A 17958-nucleotide genomic window follows, 5' to 3' on the forward strand; every position below is an offset into this window, starting at 1 on the left:
TCCATTGTTATTTCGTATTGCTAAGAGATATGCAAGCTGTCATTATTATATGTACATTACTTTTTTGTATTGTACATCACGCAAGTAATGAAGTATAAGTTTTTTTATGGAGGTGGATTCAATGAGTGAACCGAAGATTCATCCATATATTCCAATTTTCATAGGTGTTATATCAGTATCTTTATCTGCTATTTTTGTGAAATTAGCAACTGCGGATGCTGGTGTTATTGCTTTTTATCGTATGTTGTTTTCTGTCATAATTATGGCACCACTATTTTTTTGGAAATATACCAATGAATTAAAACAGCTATCTATTCGTGATTGGTGTTTTTCTTCTATAGCGGGTGTTTTTTTAGCTTTTCACTTTATTTTGTGGTTTGAGTCACTAAATTACACATCTGTTGCAAGCTCAACTGTGCTTGTGACACTTCAACCACTTTTTGCGTTTGTAGGTACATACTTTTTCTTTAAAGAGGCAATTACTGTGAAAACTATTTTCGCGGGGGCTATTGCCATTGTTGGCAGTGTGTTAATAAGCTGGGGTGATTTTAAACTAAGTGGATCTGCTTTCTATGGGGATATGCTTGCATTAATTGCTTGTGCACTTATTACAATATACTTACTATTTGGGCAAGATGTACGAAAGCGATTATCACTTGTGACTTATACAATGATTGTTTACGCAGTAAGTACGATTACATTGTTTTTCTATGTTTTATTAAAGGGGGAATTATTCGGTCCGTATTCGTCTATGGATTGGATGTGGTTTATTTTATTGGCAATTGTCCCTAATTTATTAGGTCATACTTTATTTAATTGGTCTATTAAATATGTTAGTACGAATGTTGTATCAATTGCTATATTATTTGAACCAATTGGAGCGGCCGTATTAGCTTTTATTATTTTTAAAGAGTATTTAATCGCTACACAAATCATTGGTGGATGCATTGTAATAGCAGGGATTCTACTGTTTGTAGTGGATGATAAAAAGATTTTAAAGTTTTTTAAGAAAAAAGCTTGATTTTTATATTGCTATATTATATATTATTACTTGTCCTTAACAAGAAGGACGACATGAAAAAAGAAATTAAAAAGTTGTTGACTTCTTGTTGAATACAAGTTATGATAATAAAGTCGCTGAAAACAAGCGAAAATAAATGAACCTTGAAAACTGAACAAGCAAAACGTAATCAATATAGTTTTTACTAGCTAACTTCGTTAGTGAACAAAACAAAATTTTGGACATCAAAATTGATGCCAGCAAAACAATTTGAGCTAATCAAATTTCTTTTATGGAGAGTTTGATCCTGGCTCAGGACGAACGCTGGCGGCGTGCCTAATACATGCAAGTCGAGCGAACAGAGAAGGAGCTTGCTCCTTTGACGTTAGCGGCGGACGGGTGAGTAACACGTGGGCAACCTACCCTATAGTTTGGGATAACTCCGGGAAACCGGGGCTAATACCGAATAATCTCTTGTCCCTCATGGGACAATACTGAAAGACGGTCTCGGCTGTCGCTATAGGATGGGCCCGCGGCGCATTAGCTAGTTGGTGAGGTAACGGCTCACCAAGGCAACGATGCGTAGCCGACCTGAGAGGGTGATCGGCCACACTGGGACTGAGACACGGCCCAGACTCCTACGGGAGGCAGCAGTAGGGAATCTTCCACAATGGGCGAAAGCCTGATGGAGCAACGCCGCGTGAGTGAAGAAGGATTTCGGTTCGTAAAACTCTGTTGTAAGGGAAGAACAAGTACAGTAGTAACTGGCTGTACCTTGACGGTACCTTATTAGAAAGCCACGGCTAACTACGTGCCAGCAGCCGCGGTAATACGTAGGTGGCAAGCGTTGTCCGGAATTATTGGGCGTAAAGCGCGCGCAGGTGGTTTCTTAAGTCTGATGTGAAAGCCCACGGCTCAACCGTGGAGGGTCATTGGAAACTGGGAGACTTGAGTGCAGAAGAGGATAGTGGAATTCCAAGTGTAGCGGTGAAATGCGTAGAGATTTGGAGGAACACCAGTGGCGAAGGCGACTATCTGGTCTGTAACTGACACTGAGGCGCGAAAGCGTGGGGAGCAAACAGGATTAGATACCCTGGTAGTCCACGCCGTAAACGATGAGTGCTAAGTGTTAGGGGGTTTCCGCCCCTTAGTGCTGCAGCTAACGCATTAAGCACTCCGCCTGGGGAGTACGGTCGCAAGACTGAAACTCAAAGGAATTGACGGGGGCCCGCACAAGCGGTGGAGCATGTGGTTTAATTCGAAGCAACGCGAAGAACCTTACCAGGTCTTGACATCCCGTTGACCACTGTAGAGATATGGTTTTCCCTTCGGGGACAACGGTGACAGGTGGTGCATGGTTGTCGTCAGCTCGTGTCGTGAGATGTTGGGTTAAGTCCCGCAACGAGCGCAACCCTTGATCTTAGTTGCCATCATTTAGTTGGGCACTCTAAGGTGACTGCCGGTGACAAACCGGAGGAAGGTGGGGATGACGTCAAATCATCATGCCCCTTATGACCTGGGCTACACACGTGCTACAATGGACGATACAAACGGTTGCCAACTCGCGAGAGGGAGCTAATCCGATAAAGTCGTTCTCAGTTCGGATTGTAGGCTGCAACTCGCCTACATGAAGCCGGAATCGCTAGTAATCGCGGATCAGCATGCCGCGGTGAATACGTTCCCGGGCCTTGTACACACCGCCCGTCACACCACGAGAGTTTGTAACACCCGAAGTCGGTGAGGTAACCTTTTGGAGCCAGCCGCCGAAGGTGGGATAGATGATTGGGGTGAAGTCGTAACAAGGTAGCCGTATCGGAAGGTGCGGCTGGATCACCTCCTTTCTAAGGATATTTTCGGAATACAAACCTTGGGTTTGTAAGATTACGTTTTGCGTTCAGTTTTGAAGGTTCATTCTTCTGAATGAAACACTTCAAAATTTGTTCTTTGAAAACTGGATAAAACGACATTGAAATTGTAACAAACACATTTATTTTTTTAAGTTTTTTATAGGCTTAATAACTAAATAGGGTTTCAAGACACAAGCAGTTCTAGGAAGCGAACGAGTGAATAAAGGAGCGTACTTACGTACGTGACTGATTGAACGAGAGAAGCTGACAACGAAATGCGCAGTGGATTGGAAGCCGATAGGTTAAGTTATTAAGGGCGCACGGCGAATGCCTTGGCACTAGGAGCCGAAGAAGGACGGCACTAACACCGATATGCTTCGGGGAGCTGTAAGTGAGCTTTGATCCGGAGATTTCCGAATGGGGGAACCCACTACGTTTAATCGCGTAGTATCTTGACGTGAATACATAGCGTCTTGAAGGCAGACCCAGGGAACTGAAACATCTAAGTACCTGGAGGAAGAGAAAGAAAAATCGATTCCCTGAGTAGCGGCGAGCGAAACGGGAAGAGCCCAAACCAAGAGGCTTGCCTCTTGGGGTTGTAGGACACTCTATACGGAGTTACAAAGGAATGAGTTAGATGAAGCGACTTGGAAAGGTCCGCCAGAGCAGGTAAAAGCCCTGTAGTCGAAAGTTCGTTCCCTCCAGAGTGGATCCTGAGTACGGCGGAACACGTGAAATTCCGTCGGAATCCGGGAGGACCATCTCCCAAGGCTAAATACTACCTAGTGACCGATAGTGAACCAGTACCGTGAGGGAAAGGTGAAAAGCACCCCGGAAGGGGAGTGAAAGAGATCCTGAAACCGTGTGCCTACAAGTAGTTAGAGCCCGTTAATGGGTGATAGCGTGCCTTTTGTAGAATGAACCGGCGAGTTACGATTACGTGCGAGGTTAAGCTTTAGAAGGCGGAGCCGCAGCGAAAGCGAGTCTGAATAGGGCGAATTAGTACGTGGTCGTAGACCCGAAACCAGGTGATCTACCCATGTCCAGGGTGAAGGTGAGGTAACACTTACTGGAGGCCCGAACCCACGCACGTTGAAAAGTGCGGGGATGAGGTGTGGGTAGCGGAGAAATTCCAATCGAACTTGGAGATAGCTGGTTCTCTCCGAAATAGCTTTAGGGCTAGCCTCGTGATGAGAATACTGGAGGTAGAGCACTGTTTGGACTAGGGGGCCATCCCGGTTTACCGAATTCAGACAAACTCCGAATGCCAGATATTTATACACGGGAGTCAGACTGCGAGTGATAAGATCCGTAGTCAAAAGGGAAACAGCCCAGACCACCAGCTAAGGTCCCAAAGTAATCGTTAAGTGGAAAAGGATGTGGCGTTGCACAGACAACCAGGATGTTGGCTTAGAAGCAGCCATCATTTAAAGAGTGCGTAATAGCTCACTGGTCGAGTGACGCTGCGCCGAAAATGTATCGGGGCTAAACGATTCACCGAAGCTGTGGATTGACATCTACGATGTCAGTGGTAGGAGAGCGTTCTAAGTGCGTTGAAGTCAGACCGGAAGGACTGGTGGAGCGCTTAGAAGTGAGAATGCCGGTATGAGTAGCGAAAGACGGGTGAGAATCCCGTCCACCGTATGACTAAGGTTTCCTGAGGAAGGCTCGTCCGCTCAGGGTTAGTCGGGACCTAAGCCGAGGCCGATAGGCGTAGGCGATGGACAACAGGTTGATATTCCTGTACCACCTCCTCACCGTTTGAGAAATGGGGGGACGCAGTAGGATAGGGTAAGCGCGCCGTTGGTTGTGCGCGTCCAAGCAGTAAGGCGTGTGTGTAGGCAAATCCGCACACTGTAACGTTGAGCTGTGATGGCGAGTCCGTATGGACGAAGTTCCTGATTTCACACTGCCAAGAAAAGCCTCTATCGAGGTGAGAGGTGCCCGTACCGCAAACCGACACAGGTAGTCGAGGAGAGAATCCTAAGGTGTGCGAGAGAACTCTCGTTAAGGAACTCGGCAAAATGACCCCGTAACTTCGGGAGAAGGGGTGCTCTTGAGCGTGCAAGCGCATGAGAGCCGCAGTGAATAGGCCCAGGCGACTGTTTAGCAAAAACACAGGTCTCTGCAAAACCGTAAGGTGACGTATAGGGGCTGACGCCTGCCCGGTGCTGGAAGGTTAAGAGGAGTGGTTAGCGCAAGCGAAGCTGCGAATTGAAGCCCCAGTAAACGGCGGCCGTAACTATAACGGTCCTAAGGTAGCGAAATTCCTTGTCGGGTAAGTTCCGACCCGCACGAAAGGCGTAACGATCTGGGCACTGTCTCAACGAGAGACTCGGTGAAATTATAGTACCTGTGAAGATGCAGGTTACCCGCGACAGGACGGAAAGACCCCGTGGAGCTTTACTGTAGCCTGATATTGAATTTTGGTACAACTTGTACAGGATAGGTAGGAGCCAGAGATCTCGGAGCGCCAGCTTCGAAGGAGGCGTCGGTGGGATACTACCCTGGTTGTATTGAAATTCTAACCCATGCCCCTTAGCGGGGCAGGAGACAGTGTCAGGCGGACAGTTTGACTGGGGCGGTCGCCTCCTAAAAGGTAACGGAGGCGCCCAAAGGTTCCCTCAGAATGGTTGGAAATCATTCGTAGAGTGTAAAGGCACAAGGGAGCTTGACTGCGAGACCTACAAGTCGAGCAGGGTCGAAAGACGGGCTTAGTGATCCGGTGGTTCCGCATGGAAGGGCCATCGCTCAACGGATAAAAGCTACCCCGGGGATAACAGGCTTATCTCCCCCAAGAGTCCACATCGACGGGGAGGTTTGGCACCTCGATGTCGGCTCATCGCATCCTGGGGCTGTAGTCGGTCCCAAGGGTTGGGCTGTTCGCCCATTAAAGCGGTACGCGAGCTGGGTTCAGAACGTCGTGAGACAGTTCGGTCCCTATCCGTCGTGGGCGTAGGAAATTTGAGAGGAGCTGTCCTTAGTACGAGAGGACCGGGATGGACACACCGCTGGTGTACCAGTTGTCTTGCCAAAGGCATCGCTGGGTAGCTATGTGTGGACGGGATAAGTGCTGAAAGCATCTAAGCATGAAGCCCCCCTCAAGATGAGATTTCCCATTACGCAAGTAAGTAAGATCCCTCAAAGACGATGAGGTAGATAGGTTCGAGGTGGAAGTGTGGTGACACATGGAGCTGACGAATACTAATCGATCGAGGACTTAACCAAAAGTTTGAAACATTCAATGCACCGTTTATCCAGTTTTGAAAGAACAATCTTTCAATTAAATACTGTCTAGTGATGATGGCAAAGAGGTCACACCCGTTCCCATACCGAACACGGAAGTTAAGCTCTTTAGCGCCGATGGTAGTTGGGGGCTTCCCCCTGTGAGAGTAGGACGTCGCTAGGCATAATACCCAGGAGGATTAGCTCAGCTGGGAGAGCATCTGCCTTACAAGCAGAGGGTCGGCGGTTCGAGCCCGTCATCCTCCACCATATGCCGGTTTAGCTCAGCAGGTAGAGCAACTGACTTGTAATCAGTAGGTCGTGGGTTCGATTCCTATAGCCGGCACCATTTTTTTGAGCCATTAGCTCAGTTGGTAGAGCATCTGACTTTTAATCAGAGGGTCGAAGGTTCGAGTCCTTCATGGCTCACCATTTTTAATTGCCAACAATAAAATGCGGGTGTGGCGGAATTGGCAGACGCACTAGACTTAGGATCTAGCGCCGCGAGGCGTGGGGGTTCGACTCCCTTCACCCGCACCATTTTATTTGAATTTATATAATTGCCAGGATAAATAATCTTATGCACATGCGGAAGTAGTTCAGTGGTAGAACACCACCTTGCCAAGGTGGGGGTCGCGAGTTCGAACCTCGTCTTCCGCTCCAAATGTGCCGGGGTGGCGGAACTGGCAGACGCACAGGACTTAAAATCCTGCGGTAGGTGACTACCGTGCCGGTTCGATTCCGGCCCTCGGCACCATTTTTTATTAAGCGCCCGTAGCTCAATTGGATAGAGCGTCTGACTACGGATCAGAAGGTTGTGGGTTCGACTCCTGCCGGGCGCGCCAATAAATGAACGGGAAGTAGCTCAGCTTGGTAGAGCACTTGGTTTGGGACCAAGGGGTCGCAGGTTCGAATCCTGTCTTCCCGACCATTTCCAAAAATCTGTAATTTATGGGGCCTTAGCTCAGCTGGGAGAGCGCCTGCCTTGCACGCAGGAGGTCAGCGGTTCGATCCCGCTAGGCTCCACCATAATTTATAACCAGTATAAAGATCCTGGCGGCGTAGCTCAGCTGGCTAGAGCGTACGGTTCATACCCGTAAGGTCGGGGGTTCGATCCCCTCTGCCGCCATCTTAAAGGACCTTTAGCTCAGTTGGTTAGAGCAGACGGCTCATAACCGTCCGGTCGCAGGTTCGAGTCCTGCAAGGTCCACCATTTATATAATAGTACGGAGGTATACCCAAGTCTGGCTGAAGGGATCGGTCTTGAAAACCGACAGGCGGGTAACACCGCGCGGGGGTTCGAATCCCTCTACCTCCTCCAGTTTTAATTTTAGTAAATGGTGTACAAAAACTCGAAGTGAATAAACATATTATCGCGGGGTGGAGCAGTGGTAGCTCGTCGGGCTCATAACCCGAAGGTCGTTGGTTCAAATCCAGCCCCCGCAACCAAATGGTCCCGTGGTGTAGCGGTTAACATGCCTGCCTGTCACGCAGGAGATCGCCGGTTCGATCCCGGTCGGGACCGCCATTTTAAAATAGGTTCAGTAAAAGTATATGGGTCAGTAGCTCAGTTGGTAGAGCATTAGATTGAAGCTCTAAGTGTCGGCGGTTCGATTCCGTCCTGACCCACCATATACGCGGGTGTAGTTTAATGGTAAAACCTCAGCCTTCCAAGCTGATGTCGTGAGTTCGATTCTCATCACCCGCTCCAATGGGCCTATAGCTCAGCTGGTTAGAGCGCACGCCTGATAAGCGTGAGGTCGATGGTTCGAGTCCATTTAGGCCCACCATTATTCCGAAGTAGCTCAGTTGGTAGTAGCACCTGACTGTTAATCAGGTTGTCGCAGGTTCGAGTCCTGCCTTCGGAGCCATTTTTTTATTTATGGGGAAGTACTCAAGAGGCTGAAGAGGCGCCCCTGCTAAGGGTGTAGGTCGGGTAACCGGCGCGAGGGTTCAAATCCCTCCTTCTCCGCCATTGGCCCCTTGGTCAAGCGGTTAAGACACCGCCCTTTCACGGCGGTAACACGGGTTCGAATCCCGTAGGGGTCATACTAAAACACAGTCGATATGAGCAATCATATCGACTGTGTTTTTTTGTCTAGATCATTTTAAAAATCGTCTACCGATTTAACGGTAGACGATTTTTTGTTAACTACGTGATAGCATTCTTTCAAGAGAGCTACGAGCTTCTTCAGCCGTTGACGCATCCACTTGAATGCGATTATGTGGCTTACCTTGGTCAATACTTTCAAGTGACCAAAGTAGATGTGGAAGGTCGATTCGATTCATTGTAAGACAAGGGCAAAAGTTTTCGTTTAAAGAGATTATATGTTTATCAGGATGTTGTTGAATAATGCGATTTACTAGATTCATTTCTGTTCCGATTGCCCACGCCGAGCCGCTTGGGGCGTTATTAATCGTATCGAGAATATATTTTGTAGAGCCTGCATCATCTGCAGCAGCAACTACTTCGCGGCTACATTCAGGATGAACAATAATGCGCATATTTGGATATGTTTGACGAACCTTAGCAGTATGTTGTACTGTAAAACCTTCATGCACCGAACAGTGTCCTTTCCACAATATGACTTTGATATTTTCTGGAGATTGGTCTGTTTCAAGTGTATTTGTATGAGGGTTCCAAACCGCCATACTTTCTAGTGGAACACCTAAGTCAAAAGCAGTGTTTCTGCCCAAATGCTGATCTGGTAAAAATAAAATACGCTGCTTTTGTGAAAAAGCCCATGTTACCATTTCTTTAGCATTAGAGGAGGTTACGCAAGCCCCACCGTGACGTCCCGTAAATGCTTTAATGGCTGCAGTCGAATTTACATATGTTAACGGCAATATTGTATTACCAAAAAGTTGTTGTAAAATAGGCCAAGCCTGCTCTGTTTGATAAATATCAGCCATATCTGCCATGGAACAACCTGCACGCATATCAGGTAAGTAAACATGTTGTTTTTCAGTCGTGAGCATATCAGCTGTCTCTGCCATAAAATGTACTCCACAAAAAACGATATGTTCTGCTTCTATATTAGCAGCGGAAATTTGAGCAAGCTGTAAGGAATCTCCTGTGGCATCAGCAAATTGAATCACTTCATCTTTTTGATAATGATGTCCAGGAATAAAAAGCTTCTTACCTAGTTTCTTTTTAATAGCTAAAATTCGAGACTCCATTTCGGTCGTTGATAATGTGCGGTAATGCTCAGGAAGTAATGAAGTTTGTTGTAGTAGACTAGTGATGGACAAGTGTATGCTCTCCTTTCATTTGTACAAGTGCACTTATATCAAAGGCTTTTACTGAATGCGTTAGTGCACCCAGTGAAATCCACTGAATACCTGACTTTGCATAAGCATGTAAATTTTCTAATGTAATGCCACCAGAAGCTTCAGTGGCAATATGTGTTGGAACGGATTGAATCCAAGCTGCTATTTCTTCAGGCGTACAATTATCGAACATAATAATGTCTGCACCTGCGGCAATGGCTTCATCTAACTGGGGTTTTGTTTCAATCTCTACTTCGATTTTTACTGTATGCCCAATTTTTTTACGAGCGGTTTGTACGGCTTCTGTAATGCTACCAGCAAAAGCAATATGATTATCCTTAAGCATAATCGCATCGTATAAGCCACTTCGATGATTATAGGCACCACCTATACGTACAGCATATTTATCAAGCATCCTTAAGCCAGGAATCGTTTTGCGTGTATCGCAAATTTTCGCAGAAGTTCCTGCTGTTTCCTGAACAGCTCTATTGGCTGCTGTGGCGATGGCGGACATGCGCTGAATAAGATTTAAAATCACTCGTTCTCCTATCAATAATTTCTGTAGAGGTCCTTTAATAACTGCAAGAATATCACCATATTTCACGGCATCACCGTCATTTTTATGCATTGTGATCTGCATGGAAGAATCGAGTAACCGAAAACCATGTTCGATAATAGGTGTTCCGCAAAAAATACCACTATCTTTTGCATAAAAGGAAAAGGAACCGGTTTGCTCGATTGAAAAGATAAGTTCGCTTGATAAATCCCCATCTCCTATATCTTCATTAAAAAATTGCTTGAGCATTTCCTCGACTTTGATGATATTCATACATTGAATTCCTCACTTTCATTTGTCCTTGTTGAAAAATAATCCAGCGCTTTGCCCAGTCTGTTTCACTGTTAGGCGTATCGTTGCGAATATGAGCGCCACGAGTTTCTGTTCGTGTAAGAGCTGCATGCCCCATCAGCGAAGCAACAATATGCATCATGTAGAGTTCAAGGTGCTGTGCATTGAAATTCATCACATTCACTTGAAGTAAATCTTGTAATGAAGGCAATTGCTCTACAAAAAGTTGCATATCGATAGGGTTTCGCACGATGCCTAATGTATGCATCATTGCTTGTTGTAATTGCTCTTTCGGTAATAATGGGGGCATCGACTGTTGATATTTTGCAGCAGCAAGCGTGAAATTCGTTTGGTTGCAACCAGTTTGTATGATATATTGAGCCATCTTTTGGCCGAATGTGATGCCTTCCAGTAATGAATTGCTTGCTAAACGATTTGCACCATGAACGCCCGTACAAGCAACTTCGCCGACAGCATATAGGTTTGCAATCGTAGTTCTCCCCATGTCATCAGCTATAACGCCGCCCATTAAGAAATGACTCCCTGGTGCTACAGGGATTAGGCCATTTTGTAAATCAATACCGTTGTCAATGCAAAGTTTTGTAATCGTAGGGAATTTCTCTTCAAAGTGCTGAATGTTTGTAATATCAATAAATGTTTCTTGCCCAGATGCGCGCTTTGTATATAATGTGTGGGCAGTAACATGACGTGGTGCTAAATCTAACAGTGGATGTACACCTGTCATAATAGGTTCACGCTGTGCATTAACAAAAATACCTCCAGCGCCTCGAACAGCTTCAGAAACCAATCCTTTAGCCTCGCCATCACACCATAATAAACTTGGATGAAATTGCATAAATTCCATATCACTGATGGCAGCGCCTGCGCGATATGCTAATGCAATACCATCTCCCGTATTCGTTGCATAGTTAGAAGTGCTTGGATAAAGAGCACCTGCACCACCTGTAGCAAGAATGACATGATGGGCAAAGTAACGTTTTAATCCTTCTTCACCCTTTGTCATGACGCCAATACACTCGCCATTGCTGTTTAACATCAATTCAAAAGCCAATTCATTGCAATGAATAGAAATATTTGACGGTAGGTGTTTAAGTAAGTAATCAATCAATATTTGACCAGTCCTATCGCCCCCAGCATGTAAAATACGATGATGACTATGGGCTCCTTCTAAGCCAAGTGCCGGTTCACCGGTTTCTTGCCGATCGATGGGCAATCCCTCTAAGAGAAATTTCCTCATAATGGTAGAACCATCTTTTATAAGTGTTTCAACAAATTTTTTCTCGTGATGGTATTCACCGGCAGCTAATGTATCAGCAATATGCAAATTTGTATGATCTTCAGGACTAGTAACGGCAGCTATGCCTCCTTGTGCACGATAAGAGCTACTCATTTTAACAGAGGATTTCGTAACAATCTGTACTTGAAAATACTGTCCAAGTAGTCGTGCTGCTTGAAGTGATGCAATGCCACTACCAATAATGAGTATGTCTGTCTTTACATCCATAGGTCTACCTTCTTTACAGTTGTCTTGACACATATCTTTACATAAAATAAAAAGGAAAACAAGACTTGATGACTAGAAAGGGAGAATTAGATGATTTACATGGATTATGCAGCAACATCTCCAATGTCGAATAAAGCACTTGAAGCTTATTGTGAAGTGGCAAAACGTTATTATGGAAATAGTGCAAGTTTGCATGATTTAGGAGGACAAGCAAATTACTTTGTAGAACAGGCGAGAGCTATCGTAGCAAGAAAACTCGGCGTTAAAAGTGATGGGATTATTTTTACTGGAAGCGGAACAGAAGGGAATTTACTATCGATTTTATCACTGGCTTTAGCTTCAAAAAAAGGCAAGCATATAATTTCATCGCAAGCTGAGCATACGTCTGTCCATGCAGCATTGAATACACTTGAGAAAATGGGTTATTCCGTTACAAAATTACCTTTACAACTGGATGGGTGTATTCAAGTCAATCAGGTACGAGAGGCTATAAAAGAGGATACAGCATTAATAACAATTCAACATGTAAATTCTGAAATAGGCTCTATCCAACCAGTGGAAGAAATTGCTTTAATAGCAAACAGTCAAAATATATTTTTTCATGTAGATTGTGTACAGTCCTTTTGTAAGCTACCAACTACTTCTTTTGGTGCAAATGTAGATGCAATTACCATTTCTGCCCATAAAATAGGAGGACCAAAAGGATGTGGGGCAATATTTGTAAATCCTCAAATTCGAGTGCCGTCTTTAACACCCGGCGTAACACATGAACGTGGTTTACGTGGTGGAACATTAGATACACCTGCCATTGTGGCTTTTGCGTCAGCCATTGAAAACTATCATTTTGAGCGTCAACATTATGAATTGTTGCGTCAATATCTACAAAGCCATTTACCACCAACTTGTCGATTAATTGAGTGTGTGAGGCAACTACCTAATATATGTGGTTTGATGATGGACAAAGTGGAAGGGCAATACGTGTTACTCAAATTAAACGAAGCCGGTATTTGTATTTCAACTGGTAGTGCTTGTGATATACACAGTGAATCTGGCACAAAAGCAATTATATCAATGGGTTATACAATGGAGGAAGCACGACAGTTTTTTAGAATATCATTTGGACCAACAACAACATTTGAAGAAATTGATCAATTAACCTTTGCATTGTCTAACATTCTAAAATAAATTAGGTATTGAAAAAAGCCTTTAATTTTTCTGATAAATCACTTCCTGTAAAAATTAAAGGCTTCTTTGTTCTAATAAATTGCTTCTTGACGTAAGCATGGGCTTTAAGTGATAACTGCAAAAGCCATCTATAATTTTATTGTTGCAAAGGCGTAAAAGCTACCTCTCCCATAGCGATGCAAACGAGCACACCATTAAAGAAACAGTAGTAGCGTTCGTTAAAAATATACATCTCTTTGTCGACAATTTAACTATTTTATTGATTTGTGTAAATAAAATGTTTTCTTTTGGAAAAACAATTGCTATAATGGTTAGTAGAGCGATAAATTCTCTCACATAACAAAAATATCTTTAAAAAGTAATAATTTCTTTTTTTTATAAAAAAGTGTTGCATTCTCTAGATAAACGTTATACAATAATTCTTGTCTTGAAGGACAGGTAAACAACTTCAAAACGAAATACATAAGAGTTTCGAGATAAAAGCTATTCGCAAAAGCGGTTGAGAGAAGGAAGAAGCTTACTCTAGTACGCAACTGACCGAACGCATAAAGCTAATGCAGTAATACTTTGTATTGAAAGTCGAAATATAGTCTAGTGATGATGGCAAAGAGGTCACACCCGTTCCCATACCGAACACGGAAGTTAAGCTCTTTAGCGCCGATGGTAGTTGGGGGCTTCCCCCTGTGAGAGTAGGACGTCGCTAGGCATAATACCCAGGAGGATTAGCTCAGCTGGGAGAGCATCTGCCTTACAAGCAGAGGGTCGGCGGTTCGAGCCCGTCATCCTCCACCATATGCCGGTTTAGCTCAGCAGGTAGAGCAACTGACTTGTAATCAGTAGGTCGTGGGTTCGATTCCTATAGCCGGCACCATTTTTTTGAGCCATTAGCTCAGTTGGTAGAGCATCTGACTTTTAATCAGAGGGTCGAAGGTTCGAGTCCTTCATGGCTCACCATTTTTAATTGCCAACAATAAAATGCGGGTGTGGCGGAATTGGCAGACGCACTAGACTTAGGATCTAGCGCCGCGAGGCGTGGGGGTTCGACTCCCTTCACCCGCACCATTTTATTTGAATTTATATAATTGCCAGGATAAATAATCTTATGCACATGCGGAAGTAGTTCAGTGGTAGAACACCACCTTGCCAAGGTGGGGGTCGCGAGTTCGAACCTCGTCTTCCGCTCCAAATGTGCCGGGGTGGCGGAACTGGCAGACGCACAGGACTTAAAATCCTGCGGTAGGTGACTACCGTGCCGGTTCGATTCCGGCCCTCGGCACCATTTTTTATCAAGCGCCCGTAGCTCAATTGGATAGAGCGTCTGACTACGGATCAGAAGGTTGTGGGTTCGACTCCTGCCGGGCGCGCCAATAAATGAACGGGAAGTAGCTCAGCTTGGTAGAGCACTTGGTTTGGGACCAAGGGGTCGCAGGTTCGAATCCTGTCTTCCCGACCATTTCCAAAAATCTGTAATTTATGGGGCCTTAGCTCAGCTGGGAGAGCGCCTGCCTTGCACGCAGGAGGTCAGCGGTTCGATCCCGCTAGGCTCCACCATAATTTATAACCAGTATAAAGATCCTGGCGGCGTAGCTCAGCTGGCTAGAGCGTACGGTTCATACCCGTAAGGTCGGGGGTTCGATCCCCTCTGCCGCCATCTTAAAGGACCTTTAGCTCAGTTGGTTAGAGCAGACGGCTCATAACCGTCCGGTCGCAGGTTCGAGTCCTGCAAGGTCCACCATTTATATAATAGTACGGAGGTATACCCAAGTCTGGCTGAAGGGATCGGTCTTGAAAACCGACAGGCGGGTAACACCGCGCGGGGGTTCGAATCCCTCTACCTCCTCCAGTTTTAATTTTAGTAAATGGTGTACAAAAAACTCGAAGTGAATAAACATATTATCGCGGGGTGGAGCAGTGGTAGCTCGTCGGGCTCATAACCCGAAGGTCGTTGGTTCAAATCCAGCCCCCGCAACCAAATGGTCCCGTGGTGTAGCGGTTAACATGCCTGCCTGTCACGCAGGAGATCGCCGGTTCGATCCCGGTCGGGACCGCCATTTTAAAATAGGTTCAGTAAAAGTATATGGGTCAGTAGCTCAGTTGGTAGAGCATTAGATTGAAGCTCTAAGTGTCGGCGGTTCGATTCCGTCCTGACCCACCATATACGCGGGTGTAGTTTAATGGTAAAACCTCAGCCTTCCAAGCTGATGTCGTGGGTTCGATTCCCATCACCCGCTCCAATGGGCCTATAGCTCAGCTGGTTAGAGCGCACGCCTGATAAGCGTGAGGTCGATGGTTCGAGTCCATTTAGGCCCACCATTATTCCGAAGTAGCTCAGTTGGTAGTAGCACCTGACTGTTAATCAGGTTGTCGCAGGTTCGAGTCCTGCCTTCGGAGCCATTTTTTTATTTATGGGGAAGTACTCAAGAGGCTGAAGAGGCGCCCCTGCTAAGGGTGTAGGTCGGGTAACCGGCGCGAGGGTTCAAATCCCTCCTTCTCCGCCATTGGCCCCTTGGTCAAGTGGTTAAGACACCGCCCTTTCACGGCGGTAACACGGGTTCGAATCCCGTAGGGGTCATACTAAAACGCAGTAAATGTGATTACACATTTACTGCGTTTTTTTTTGCTAGATTGAAAAATTGAGAGTGCATCGTTTCCCATTGTCTATTTATGAATATAATGATGATTCTCTTTAATAGCAATATTAGGTAATATAGGTATAAGCAATTATAAAGGGGGATCATACGAATGAGCGAAAACTTAAGATGGGTGTATAATCGGCAATATCTTTTGCAAGAGAACTTACAACAATGTAAAGATTTACTGCAAAATTTTACAGTAGAACAGGTTAATTGTGTGGAAAGATTCCATCATACATATGAAAATTTTGAAAAAACACCTATACATGATTTAGATGCTTTAGCAATGCATCTTGGGGTCAGTAAGATTTTTGTTAAAGATGAATCCTATCGCTTTGGTTTAAATGCGTTTAAGGTGTTAGGTGGTATTTATGCGATTGGCAAATATGTTGCGAAATTGCTAGATCAAAATATTGATGAATTGTCTTTTGAACAATTAAAACTACCTGAAGTGAAAGAAAAATTAGGCGACTGTACCTTTATTTCAACGACAGATGGCAATCATGGGCGCGGGGTTGCTTGGGCAGCAAGGGAACTTGGCTGTAAGGCGCGAATTTATATGCCTGCTGGTAGTGCGGAAGAGCGCTTGCAAAATATTAAAAATGAGGGCGCATATGCAGAAATCACTTCAATGAATTATGATGAAACGGTAAGGTATACCTCACAGCTTGCAGAGGATAATGGCTGGATAGTGATACAGGATACAATGTGGGAAGGGTACGAAGAGATTCCATTATGGATTATGCAAGGCTATACAACATTGGCAAAAGAGATTGTTGACCATCTGCAAGAAGCACCGACCCATGTATTTTTACAGGCAGGTGTAGGTTCATTTGCAGGAGCTATAGTCGCTTTTTTACAACAATATTATGGACAACAACTAACATTTGTTTTAATCGAACCTGATGCAGCTAATTGCTTCTATGAGAGTTTTAACCGAGGTACTGGACAGTTTGTTACTGTCGGTGGAGAAATGCAAACCATTATGGCTGGCTTAGCATGTGGGGAGCCTAATCCTATCGCTTGGGATATTTTAAAAACATATACAAAGGTAAGTATTAGTTGTAGTGAGAGAGTAGCTGCAACGGGTATGCGTGTCTTGGGAAATCCACTTGGAGCGGATAATCGTATTGTTGCAGGAGAATCAGGAGCAGCGCCATTTGGATGTTTTTATGAATTAATGACAAATGAGGATTACTATGATTTAAAGGTCGCTTTACAGCTCAATCCAAAGTCAAAGATATTGTTTGTTAGTACAGAGGGAGACACAGACGTAGAAAACTACAGAAATATAGTGTGGCATGGGAAGTATGCTAAATAGGAAAGGTGAGCATCTTGGATACTGAGATGCTTTTTTATATTAATTCTTGCAAATTATTTATCCATTTTATAAAATATTTTTACTTATATACGGAATATCTCAATATTTAGCTTTTAGTAGGAATTAAAATATATGTGTTTACAAGATGTAGGCTTAACTTTTAAATTAACGGAATTTTCATACATTTAATTAGTTAGGAGGTTTAATAGAAATTAGATACTTTTATCCTATCTTCTTGTTATTATCAATATTTCTCATAGGGTGCAGTTCTAAAGAAGCTAGCTTAGATTCTATAGCATTTTCTTCTAAAGAATGTGAACAAAACTGGGGTATTTGTACAGTTTATGATAAAGGAAAAAATAATAGATCAGGAGATAATGTAGTTAAAATTGCAATATTAGATAGTGGCATAAATAGTAATCTAGATATTTTGGAAGGGAAAGTTAAAGAAACTTATAATGCAATAAATAAGAATTCGGAGACTTTAGATGAATTGGGACATGGTACTATGATTGCTTCTATTATTGCAGCTGAAGAAAACTCACATAACATTATTGGTGTTAATCCAGATGCTGAATTATATGACGTGCAAGTATTAAATAGTAAAGGGAGTGGCCAAATTGAGAATGTTATAGACGGAATACATTGGAGTATAGACAAGAAAGTGGATATCATAAATTTAAGTTTTGGTTTTAAAAAAGACGAACCAATGTTAAAGGAAGCAATTCATTTAGCATTATCAAATGATATCCTGGTTGTTGCATCAGCCGGTAATACACTTGGCTTGTATACACATTATCCTGCTATGTATGAAGGTGTTTATTCAATATCTGCAATTGATAAAGATTTAAATAGATATAATTTAGCAGCTAAAGGGAAGATTGATTATGTTGCTCCAGGTGTAGATATTCCTGTATATAATCAAAATGGAGATACTATAATTCAAAGTGGTACATCATTAGCTACTGCGTATGCAACAGGTATTATTTCCATATTAATGTCTAAAGAAGACTCCAAAAAAGACTTGAAATTGACTTCTAAACCACTTGGAAAAAAGGATGATTTTGGGTTAGGTTTATTAATAATTAAATAATTAGGAGTGATT

Annotated in this window: 7 protein-coding genes, 40 tRNA genes and 4 rRNA genes; 48 read left to right on the plus strand and 3 right to left on the minus strand. The window is 43.9% G+C overall.

Going from position 1 to position 17958, the window contains the following annotated elements:
- Positions 1–121 precede the first annotated feature (121 nt).
- The 24 genes from LS41612_RS05565 (at position 122) to LS41612_RS05680 (ending at position 8121) form a co-directional block, all read left to right on the plus strand.
- Positions 122–1021 (plus strand): DMT family transporter, encoded by a 900-nt coding sequence (locus tag LS41612_RS05565; protein ID WP_024364891.1) that lies wholly within the window; start codon positions 122–124, stop codon positions 1019–1021.
- A 268-nt stretch (positions 1022–1289) separates the two neighbouring features.
- Positions 1290–2841 (plus strand): 16S ribosomal RNA (locus tag LS41612_RS05570).
- 306 nt (positions 2842–3147) lie between these two features.
- Positions 3148–6075 (plus strand): 23S ribosomal RNA (locus tag LS41612_RS05575).
- A 65-nt stretch (positions 6076–6140) separates the two neighbouring features.
- Positions 6141–6256, plus strand: a 5S ribosomal RNA gene (rrf, locus tag LS41612_RS05580).
- The 16S, 23S and 5S rRNA genes sit together here with 20 tRNA genes alongside, the layout of an rRNA operon.
- Positions 6257–6266: 10 nt before the next feature.
- A tRNA-Val gene (locus LS41612_RS05585) sits at positions 6267–6342 on the plus strand.
- Positions 6343–6345: 3 nt separating this feature from the next.
- Positions 6346–6421: transfer RNA gene (locus tag LS41612_RS05590), tRNA-Thr, on the plus strand.
- Between the two features lie 7 nt (positions 6422–6428).
- A tRNA-Lys gene (locus LS41612_RS05595) sits at positions 6429–6504 on the plus strand.
- Between the two features lie 23 nt (positions 6505–6527).
- Positions 6528–6612 (plus strand) — tRNA-Leu (locus tag LS41612_RS05600).
- A 48-nt stretch (positions 6613–6660) separates the two neighbouring features.
- Positions 6661–6735: transfer RNA gene (locus LS41612_RS05605), tRNA-Gly, on the plus strand.
- A 5-nt stretch (positions 6736–6740) separates the two neighbouring features.
- A tRNA-Leu gene (locus LS41612_RS05610) sits at positions 6741–6829 on the plus strand.
- An 11-nt stretch (positions 6830–6840) separates the two neighbouring features.
- A tRNA-Arg gene (locus tag LS41612_RS05615) sits at positions 6841–6917 on the plus strand.
- A 9-nt stretch (positions 6918–6926) separates the two neighbouring features.
- Positions 6927–7003: transfer RNA gene (locus LS41612_RS05620), tRNA-Pro, on the plus strand.
- A 22-nt stretch (positions 7004–7025) separates the two neighbouring features.
- A tRNA-Ala gene (locus tag LS41612_RS05625) sits at positions 7026–7101 on the plus strand.
- A 26-nt stretch (positions 7102–7127) separates the two neighbouring features.
- Positions 7128–7201: transfer RNA gene (locus LS41612_RS05630), tRNA-Met, on the plus strand.
- Positions 7202–7208: 7 nt separating this feature from the next.
- Positions 7209–7285 (plus strand) — tRNA-Ile (locus LS41612_RS05635).
- 15 nt (positions 7286–7300) lie between these two features.
- Positions 7301–7393: transfer RNA gene (locus tag LS41612_RS05640), tRNA-Ser, on the plus strand.
- A gap of 53 nt (positions 7394–7446) precedes the next feature.
- Positions 7447–7521: transfer RNA gene (locus tag LS41612_RS05645), tRNA-Met, on the plus strand.
- Between the two features lie 3 nt (positions 7522–7524).
- A tRNA-Asp gene (locus LS41612_RS05650) sits at positions 7525–7600 on the plus strand.
- 28 nt (positions 7601–7628) lie between these two features.
- Positions 7629–7704 (plus strand) — tRNA-Phe (locus LS41612_RS05655).
- Between the two features lie 5 nt (positions 7705–7709).
- Positions 7710–7783 (plus strand) — tRNA-Gly (locus tag LS41612_RS05660).
- Between the two features lie 2 nt (positions 7784–7785).
- Positions 7786–7862, plus strand: a tRNA-Ile gene (locus LS41612_RS05665).
- A gap of 4 nt (positions 7863–7866) precedes the next feature.
- Positions 7867–7943 (plus strand) — tRNA-Asn (locus LS41612_RS05670).
- 13 nt (positions 7944–7956) lie between these two features.
- Positions 7957–8047: transfer RNA gene (locus tag LS41612_RS05675), tRNA-Ser, on the plus strand.
- A gap of 2 nt (positions 8048–8049) precedes the next feature.
- A tRNA-Glu gene (locus LS41612_RS05680) sits at positions 8050–8121 on the plus strand.
- Positions 8122–8220: 99 nt separating this feature from the next.
- Here LS41612_RS05680 and nadA read toward each other — a convergent pair.
- The 3 genes from nadA to nadB are packed head-to-tail and all read right to left on the minus strand — an operon-like array spanning position 8221 to position 11714.
- Positions 8221–9324: a quinolinate synthase NadA gene (gene nadA, locus LS41612_RS05685; protein ID WP_024363278.1), complete on the minus strand. Its 1104-nt coding sequence runs from the start codon at positions 9322–9324 to the stop codon at positions 8221–8223.
- Entirely contained in the window at positions 9311–10171 is an 861-nt protein-coding gene (nadC, locus tag LS41612_RS05690) for a carboxylating nicotinate-nucleotide diphosphorylase (protein WP_024363279.1), read from the minus strand. The genes nadA and nadC overlap by 14 nt, the downstream gene beginning before the upstream one ends.
- Positions 10128–11714: an L-aspartate oxidase gene (nadB, locus tag LS41612_RS05695; protein WP_024363280.1), complete on the minus strand. Its 1587-nt coding sequence runs from the start codon at positions 11712–11714 to the stop codon at positions 10128–10130. The genes nadC and nadB overlap by 44 nt, the downstream gene beginning before the upstream one ends.
- A 99-nt stretch (positions 11715–11813) precedes the next feature.
- Here nadB and LS41612_RS05700 point away from each other — a divergent pair, with 99 nt between their 5' ends.
- From LS41612_RS05700 to LS41612_RS05815, 24 genes are all read left to right on the plus strand, one after another.
- Positions 11814–12899 (plus strand): cysteine desulfurase family protein, encoded by a 1086-nt coding sequence (locus LS41612_RS05700; protein ID WP_051147752.1) that lies wholly within the window; start codon positions 11814–11816, stop codon positions 12897–12899.
- Positions 12900–13489: 590 nt separating this feature from the next.
- A 5S ribosomal RNA gene (gene rrf, locus LS41612_RS05705) occupies positions 13490–13605 on the plus strand.
- 10 nt (positions 13606–13615) lie between these two features.
- Positions 13616–13691 (plus strand) — tRNA-Val (locus LS41612_RS05710).
- A 3-nt stretch (positions 13692–13694) separates the two neighbouring features.
- A tRNA-Thr gene (locus LS41612_RS05715) sits at positions 13695–13770 on the plus strand.
- Between the two features lie 7 nt (positions 13771–13777).
- A tRNA-Lys gene (locus tag LS41612_RS05720) sits at positions 13778–13853 on the plus strand.
- 23 nt (positions 13854–13876) lie between these two features.
- A tRNA-Leu gene (locus LS41612_RS05725) sits at positions 13877–13961 on the plus strand.
- A gap of 48 nt (positions 13962–14009) precedes the next feature.
- Positions 14010–14084 (plus strand) — tRNA-Gly (locus tag LS41612_RS05730).
- A gap of 5 nt (positions 14085–14089) precedes the next feature.
- Positions 14090–14178, plus strand: a tRNA-Leu gene (locus tag LS41612_RS05735).
- Positions 14179–14189: 11 nt separating this feature from the next.
- Positions 14190–14266, plus strand: a tRNA-Arg gene (locus tag LS41612_RS05740).
- A gap of 9 nt (positions 14267–14275) precedes the next feature.
- Positions 14276–14352 (plus strand) — tRNA-Pro (locus LS41612_RS05745).
- Positions 14353–14374: 22 nt separating this feature from the next.
- Positions 14375–14450 (plus strand) — tRNA-Ala (locus tag LS41612_RS05750).
- Between the two features lie 26 nt (positions 14451–14476).
- Positions 14477–14550 (plus strand) — tRNA-Met (locus LS41612_RS05755).
- 7 nt (positions 14551–14557) lie between these two features.
- Positions 14558–14634 (plus strand) — tRNA-Ile (locus LS41612_RS05760).
- A 15-nt stretch (positions 14635–14649) separates the two neighbouring features.
- A tRNA-Ser gene (locus LS41612_RS05765) sits at positions 14650–14742 on the plus strand.
- Between the two features lie 54 nt (positions 14743–14796).
- A tRNA-Met gene (locus tag LS41612_RS05770) sits at positions 14797–14871 on the plus strand.
- A 3-nt stretch (positions 14872–14874) separates the two neighbouring features.
- Positions 14875–14950: transfer RNA gene (locus tag LS41612_RS05775), tRNA-Asp, on the plus strand.
- A 28-nt stretch (positions 14951–14978) separates the two neighbouring features.
- Positions 14979–15054: transfer RNA gene (locus LS41612_RS05780), tRNA-Phe, on the plus strand.
- A 5-nt stretch (positions 15055–15059) separates the two neighbouring features.
- A tRNA-Gly gene (locus tag LS41612_RS05785) sits at positions 15060–15133 on the plus strand.
- A gap of 2 nt (positions 15134–15135) precedes the next feature.
- Positions 15136–15212 (plus strand) — tRNA-Ile (locus LS41612_RS05790).
- Positions 15213–15216: 4 nt separating this feature from the next.
- A tRNA-Asn gene (locus LS41612_RS05795) sits at positions 15217–15293 on the plus strand.
- Positions 15294–15306: 13 nt separating this feature from the next.
- Positions 15307–15397 (plus strand) — tRNA-Ser (locus tag LS41612_RS05800).
- A 2-nt stretch (positions 15398–15399) separates the two neighbouring features.
- Positions 15400–15471: transfer RNA gene (locus LS41612_RS05805), tRNA-Glu, on the plus strand.
- A 170-nt stretch (positions 15472–15641) separates the two neighbouring features.
- The gene (gene dpaL, locus LS41612_RS05810; RefSeq protein WP_024363681.1) at positions 15642–16853 is read left to right on the plus strand and encodes a diaminopropionate ammonia-lyase; all 1212 of its coding nucleotides are present in this window, start codon (positions 15642–15644) and stop codon (positions 16851–16853) included.
- A gap of 235 nt (positions 16854–17088) precedes the next feature.
- Positions 17089–17946, plus strand: a complete 858-nt coding sequence (locus LS41612_RS05815) for a S8 family peptidase (RefSeq protein WP_024363682.1) — start codon at positions 17089–17091, stop codon at positions 17944–17946.
- The last annotated feature ends 12 nt before the right edge of the window (positions 17947–17958 follow it).

This window comes from Lysinibacillus sphaericus (assembly GCF_002982115.1).
Classification (GTDB): Bacteria; Bacillota; Bacilli; order Bacillales_A; family Planococcaceae; genus Lysinibacillus; species Lysinibacillus sphaericus.

What these genes read in the sequence shown, in the direction of transcription:
- LS41612_RS05700 (WP_051147752.1), top strand. Translation starts at nt 11,814, where the DNA reads ATGGATTATGCAGCAACATCTCCAATGTCGAATAAAGCACTTGAAGCT.
- dpaL (WP_024363681.1), top strand. Translation starts at nt 15,642, where the DNA reads ATGAGCGAAAACTTAAGATGGGTGTATAATCGGCAATATCTTTTGCAA.
- LS41612_RS05565 (WP_024364891.1), top strand. Translation starts at nt 122, where the DNA reads ATGAGTGAACCGAAGATTCATCCATATATTCCAATTTTCATAGGTGTT.
- nadC (WP_024363279.1), bottom strand. Translation starts at nt 10,171, where the DNA reads ATGAATATCATCAAAGTCGAGGAAATGCTCAAGCAATTTTTTAATGAA.
- nadB (WP_024363280.1), bottom strand. Translation starts at nt 11,714, where the DNA reads ATGGATGTAAAGACAGACATACTCATTATTGGTAGTGGCATTGCATCA.